6 protein-coding genes are annotated in these 6,278 nt (G+C 31.8%); all 6 read left to right on the forward strand.

Annotated features, from left to right (window positions below):
- Positions 1–515: 515 nt before the first annotated feature.
- The 6 genes from tssB to Q0791_RS17075 all read left to right on the forward strand — a co-directional run bounded on the left by tssB (position 516) and on the right by Q0791_RS17075 (position 6,238).
- Positions 516–1,076 (forward strand): type VI secretion system contractile sheath small subunit, encoded by a 561-nt coding sequence (gene tssB, locus Q0791_RS17050; protein WP_299008940.1) that lies wholly within the window; start codon positions 516–518, stop codon positions 1,074–1,076.
- 72 nt (positions 1,077–1,148) lie between these two features.
- Positions 1,149–2,684 carry a type VI secretion system contractile sheath large subunit gene (gene tssC / locus Q0791_RS17055; RefSeq protein WP_299008941.1) on the forward strand — a complete coding sequence of 512 codons (1,536 nt, stop codon included), beginning with the start codon at positions 1,149–1,151 and terminating at the stop codon, positions 2,682–2,684.
- A gap of 37 nt (positions 2,685–2,721) precedes the next feature.
- Positions 2,722–3,408 carry a type VI secretion system tube protein IglC gene (iglC, locus tag Q0791_RS17060; RefSeq protein ID WP_299008942.1) on the forward strand — a complete coding sequence of 229 codons (687 nt, stop codon included), beginning with the start codon at positions 2,722–2,724 and terminating at the stop codon, positions 3,406–3,408.
- Positions 3,409–3,543: 135 nt separating this feature from the next.
- Positions 3,544–4,710 (forward strand): type VI secretion system baseplate subunit TssK, encoded by a 1,167-nt coding sequence (gene tssK, locus Q0791_RS17065; RefSeq protein WP_299008943.1) that lies wholly within the window; start codon positions 3,544–3,546, stop codon positions 4,708–4,710.
- A gap of 6 nt (positions 4,711–4,716) precedes the next feature.
- A complete protein-coding gene (iglJ, locus tag Q0791_RS17070) occupies positions 4,717–5,520 on the forward strand; it encodes a type VI secretion system baseplate protein IglJ (protein ID WP_299008944.1) in 804 nt (267 codons plus the stop codon).
- Positions 5,521–5,785: 265 nt separating this feature from the next.
- Entirely contained in the window at positions 5,786–6,238 is a 453-nt protein-coding gene (locus Q0791_RS17075; protein ID WP_299008945.1) for a hypothetical protein, read from the forward strand.
- Positions 6,239–6,278 lie beyond the last annotated feature (40 nt).

The following is a 6,278-nucleotide window of genomic DNA, read 5'->3' on the forward strand; positions in this document are numbered from 1 at the left end:
ATTCATCAACATATTATGACCACTCCATAAAAACAATTATGAATAGTACCTTAATTGATTAACAAGCTAAAATTAATTTTTATTAATGAAATAACAGATCGGCCATTTGTTATTAAATAGTTTAATTTAGATCCAAAAGCAAATCAAATAAGAAACAAGAAATAACACGTAAAAACAAAAAAACAATATTAAACAACTTAAAAACCACTTTTTTAAACTAAACTTAATCACTTTACGTGTAAAAGTAAAGAAGTGAAAATATACTGCAATTAAGTGTAAAAAAAATAGCTTTCGCATTTTGAACGCTAAATAATCAATTCGAACATTTAGTAGCCAATCTACAGGTTTAACAATCAAAATACCGATTGAGTGTTTTTTCATTTATTTGAAGTTACTGTAGTTACTAAAAAAGTAGTTACTAAACTAAAAGTTAAAACTTAGCTGTTCTTAATTTATTAATATTATTACATATTAATTATAAAGTTATTTTTTAATCCCTATAAGGAACACTATAAATGGCTGTTAATCAAAAACTACCTAAATCACGATTAATGATCCAATATGAGACTCGTGTTGAAGGTGAACCCAAAAAGAAAGAGCTTCCCTTTCGTAATTTAGTCTTTGGTGATTTATCAAAAGGGAAGTCAAAAGATTCTCAACTTGAGTTTGAAGATCGTCCCGTTCGTACCATTAAAAATGGCATTGATGCGACATTAAAAGATATGGACATTGGCATTCAACTCAGCGTTCCAAACAATATTAACCCACAAAAGTCTGCTATGTTGAATATAGACTATCAATTTGAATCAATGGCCGATTTTCAGGCTGATAATGTGGCAAAAAAAGTACCAGAACTCAATATGCTGTTAAAGCTAAAAGAAATGTTATCCTCTTTTGAAAAAGATATCGATAACAATCGTTCACTCAAAAAAACAATAGATAATATCTTCTCAGATAAAGAAGCATTAGAAGCACTAAAAAATCAACTTCCACAAATGAATAATTATCGTTTAATAACGCCCAACGAAAACGCACTAGAAGGTGAATTACAGCCAAAGGAAAATAAAGATTCATAATATAATTTTTTAAATTTTATATTCAATATATTAACCCCATTGATACCCAATAAAAGGTGACAGGATTAACATATGAGTGAACAAGAAACAACGGCCTTACTTGATATATTTAGTCAGTTCGGCGGAACAGAAGAAAACCACCAAACATGTATGACGTTAGTCGATGTGGATATCAGTGACGATTCAAACGCTGTCGCCTCTCTGTTTGATGATTATTATGCACGTAATATCGCAGCCTTAGCACTAGTACTAGCGAATAATGATAACATAGAAAGTTATAACAAGGTATATGTACACCACGCAATTGAACGCATCAATGAGATTATTAACGCACAAGTCAATAGTATCATCAGCCACCCTGATTTCCGATATATTGAAAACCAATGGCTACAACTCAATGAATTATTAAGGGCTGAATATGATAATGTCGAGGTAGCCATTATCGATGTGAAAAAAGATGAATTACAACATGACTTAGAAAGAAATATCTATGATATTTCAAGCAGTGAAGTCTTTAAAAAAGTGTATGTCTCCGAGTATGATCAATATGGTGGAGAGCCTTATGGACTCTTACTTGGATTATATGACTTTAATAACACAAGGGACGATATTACTTGGCTTACTGGCATGGGAATGGTGGCTGAAAGTGCTCACGCCCCTTTTATTGCATCAATCAATCCAAACTTTTTCGGTGTCAATAATATTGATGAGCTCAAACAAATTAAAAACTTTGAGACATTGCTTCAGCACCCTCGCTATCGAGACTGGAATAATTTCAGAAACACAGATGAAGCGGCCTATATCAGTTTAACACTCGGCAACTTCATTTTAAGACAACCCCATCATCCGGTAAACTCCCCACTTGCCGATCCTAGAATGAGTAACTTTGCCGAAGACGTCGATTATGAATCTAACAGCGCTTACCAATGGGGGGGAGCTCAACTGCTTTTCGCCCAAAATATCATGCGATCTTATGCTAAATCGGGTTGGTTTCAATATATTCGAGGCCCCGAAAATGGCGGTCATATCAAAGATCTTATTGCACCAGTATATAACATACGTGGATATGATGAGCGTCGTTCTCCATTAGATATCGCTTTGCCTGACTACATGGAATTATCATTAGCGAATATTGGTATTGTTCCTGTCATTGAAGAGAAAGGTACGGCTAACTGTTGTTTCTTTAGTGTCAATTCCATTAAAAAAGCCCATGAGTTTGTCGATCATTTAGATTCAATCAATTCACAATTAGTGACTAATATGTCCTATACCTTGTGTATTTCACGCATATCACACTATATAAAATGTTGTATACGGGATAAATTGGGTAGCGTTACATCACCCGAAATCATTAAAGAGCATATTCGCTCTTGGCTGTTCCAATATGTCACTACCATATTTAAGCCCACACCATTAGACATGGCGCGTTTTCCATTCAGGGCGGCCGAAATTAATGTTGATAATATTCCAGGAAGAGCGGGGTGGTATCGTTGCAATATCAGCGTATTACCCCATGTACAATTCGAAGGTATGGATACCACTTTAAAAATAGACACACGTCTTGACCCAGGTTTGTTCGGTTCCAGTGAAAGCGAAGCAGCTGAATAAATTTTTATTTTATCTATAACCAAGGATATTCTCTATTATGTCTTATCAAACACCTTTAATAAATACAATAAAATTAAATGAAATGAGAACAAAAGAAGCATTTGATCTGTATTTTTCTTCCCCTGGAAGTACGCCTTATGAATCAGGCTCAAAGCAAAGACGTTTATGGGTCGATAGCCTTAACATATTTGGTGTCGATATGTTAAAATCCATTATTGCATACGAAGGAACAGACAGTGTTGGCGACATCACAGCTGGTACTGCGGCAGCAGCGCTTCATTATATCTCACTCGACACATTAGAAAATGGCAGCGAGGTCACATTATCTATCGATCTCGTATTAACATCGGACTTAAAAACAGAGCTTGACACTGCGTTAACTCAAATTGCGAGTAACGAAGCAGAAACTAAGACCATGACCTTTGGTACCTTTAATTCAGCTCAGGAATATAAGAAAGATGACGAATGGGCAAAAATAATTGATTTGAGCAGTCTAGTACTTGTTCCAAAATCAGCAGATCAATTTAGTTTTGATTATCTGTCCGAGACAGGAAAAGCACTAGGGGGGAACACTGACGCACAACTGTACAGCTTGGAAATACGTGGCATGCAAATTGACAAAACTGCAGATACTAGTCTCGTGTCCTTTGATGTTATCACTGAAAAATCAACTGATCAAACTGTATTGACAATAGGCGGCGCTGACGCTTCTGTTACAGCTTAATAATTGATTTTTTATTTAACCAATTAAATATCAATAAATAGAATAGTATTAATCATTAGTATTGGATATGACTCTCACTATGCAATACTAATGGTTATGTTTTGAAAGTTACCTTTTCATATAAGTTGATTAAATATGTATGATCAAATTCATTGGCAAGATGGTGGCCTGCTCACTGCAAAACACTTAAATATGCATGAAGAAATGCAGCAAAACAATATACTTAACAGTATTACATTACCTTACTATATGCCATACGGCATCATTCAATTTCATCTTGATGAAGAATTATTAGCAATAGGCACGATAAAAATTAAAAATTTGAAGTGTTATACAAAAGCAAACCGTTTAATTCATATCAGCATCGAAGACAATATTTTATTTTCATTGGATGAATACAATGAGAACACAAACATCTCCATCTATCTTAATTTAAATGAAAAAGTAACAAGCCATCAAGATGTTGATACCCTCTCAATACGTCCCAGCCTGAGCGATCATTTTTTAGAAGATAAATTAGAAAGTATGAAGCTCTTCGAAGTCTATCATACTGGCAATCAATGGAATATTAATACTTACTCAAACCCATTACTCTCTTGTGACTCCTGTACATTCACTCCTATACTTATACAAATAGAAAAAATCCTGATTACATTAAAACATTTTATAGAGAGCATTCAAAAAGAAAATCAATATTTCACGCTTAATATTCATTATCATGAATTAAAACGTATGTATACTATCGCAAAAAAGTCTCCTATACATATTAACCCTTATGAAATATTTAAAAAAATTGATAATCTTTATTTCATTATCAGTTTAATAAAAGATAAGCAACATCGATGTACTGATTTTGACTTCAATCACCCTAACAAGGCTTTTTTATCTCTCTTTAACCATTTCTTTGAATTGCTCAACAAACCCGTCAAAAAACAGTTTGTGACCTTTGAGAGAGAAGGTGAATATTATTTAATAAATGAATTAGATAATGATTTTATTAATGCGAGTGAATATATTTTAATTATTCGTCAACGAACAGACAATGCTTCAAAAATCAATATTGATTATCTCAAATTAAGCAGCATAAAACACAACAAACATATTAATCAAATGTCACTGCCAGGCGTTCAACTTGAAAAACTTCCACAAAATGGAATACATAACTTTGACAATAGTACATATCATGAAACCTATAGAATAGGCCATGGAAAAGAGCTTGATGAAATACTTTTAGAACGAAATATAATGTTCCAACATATAGATAACGCAGATCACTATCAATTTTTAATATATTATAGATAACTAATTATGCCTAATGACAATTTTTTAAAATTAAAAGTTAAACTAAACAACATAATAAGAAAAGGTATAGCATTCAATATCAATCAGCTCATTAATATTATCAATTTCCACCAAGTTGATCATAACATGGTCGTTTTCCATCCAATTTTTTCACTTGATAATAAAAATAATCTCATCAACGAGGTTATTATCGACCAGAAATACATTAATGTTCACATTAATATCCACAAGATAAGACTATTTAATAAAAATTTAATTGACATTTACCATATAGCTAAAAAAAAAGAACAAGATAGAATTATTAACATTATTAATCGTGCATACTCTACTTTCATGCACCACTACTTCTTCTCTATTAATACCGATATTAAGTTAACATATTTTCATCATGAAACATTAACCAACTCTATTGCTGTACTGTGTCAATATTTAAAAAACATTTTAGCTGAGTTTCATTGCTTTTTTTCAATCACCACGAAAAATGTTAACGAAATAAATAAAAAAAATATTATTGGAAAAAACAGCATAATCAACTTTAGCAATCTTACCGGTTCAATATTAGAGAAAAAAATATTCATTAAAATTGATATAAAACTGAATTTTTTTAATCAAAAAGTGATACAAAAAATTGAAGAAAAAATACAAAGTAGTCATTTTATTTCTAAGTATAAAAATCACATTGGTATATCACTTAAATTTATATATAACGACAGTGCAAGCTCAAATAAATTACACAAAATGAAAATAGGAGAAAGTATTTTGAATAGATACACAAAAAAATACAACGTTAAAAACAAGAACTTAACTTAACTTAACTTAACTTAACTTAACTTAACTTAAAAAATAATTTTCACATTTATAAATATAAAGTATATTTCAATAATACTAATAGATAAATTAAATTGATACCATTAATAACATTCCCTTAATTATTTATGAGACGTGGAGTATATATCAAAATGCCAAAAATAAACCGTAATGAACACTATATAGAAGTGTTGCCGAATATAAAGATAACCTTTCAAATAGCTTAATAAAATCCGTAAAGTAATTTAATTATAAAATAGGCTTGTTTATGAAAAATCATATTGTATTTTATTTTTGTGGAACAGCAAGGGAGCATGAAAGAAGTGTCTTTCATGCTAAAAGTAAAAAGTCAGATCAAGCTGAGGGCATACTTCGTAGAGAGCTTCATCGAATATCTAACCTATCACAAGATAATCGTCAAAAATTAGGCCCTATTTTATCATATGATGGCTGCAATTTAAGAAGTTCAAGTAGTACCTTAAATAAACTTTATGGCTCAAGGGCTCATGGTACTGGAGAACGAGCAAAGGAAGCATTGAAAACAATCAGAGCAATCTTAAAACGAAATAATGGCCAAACATTAAAAATCAATGTATCAGGTCATTCCAGAGGCTGTATTTCAGCATTAAAATTAATGAAATATATTCATAGGCATCAATTAGAACCCTGTGATGGAAGTCACATACTGACCTGGTCAACTGAATTCGGTCACCCTAGTTAAGTTCGTTAAGCAACTTCTTTTAACAGCTTATCCATACGTT

Origin of the sequence: uncultured Shewanella sp. (genome assembly GCF_947495455.1) — a bacterium.
Classification (GTDB): domain Bacteria; phylum Pseudomonadota; class Gammaproteobacteria; order Enterobacterales; family Shewanellaceae; genus Shewanella.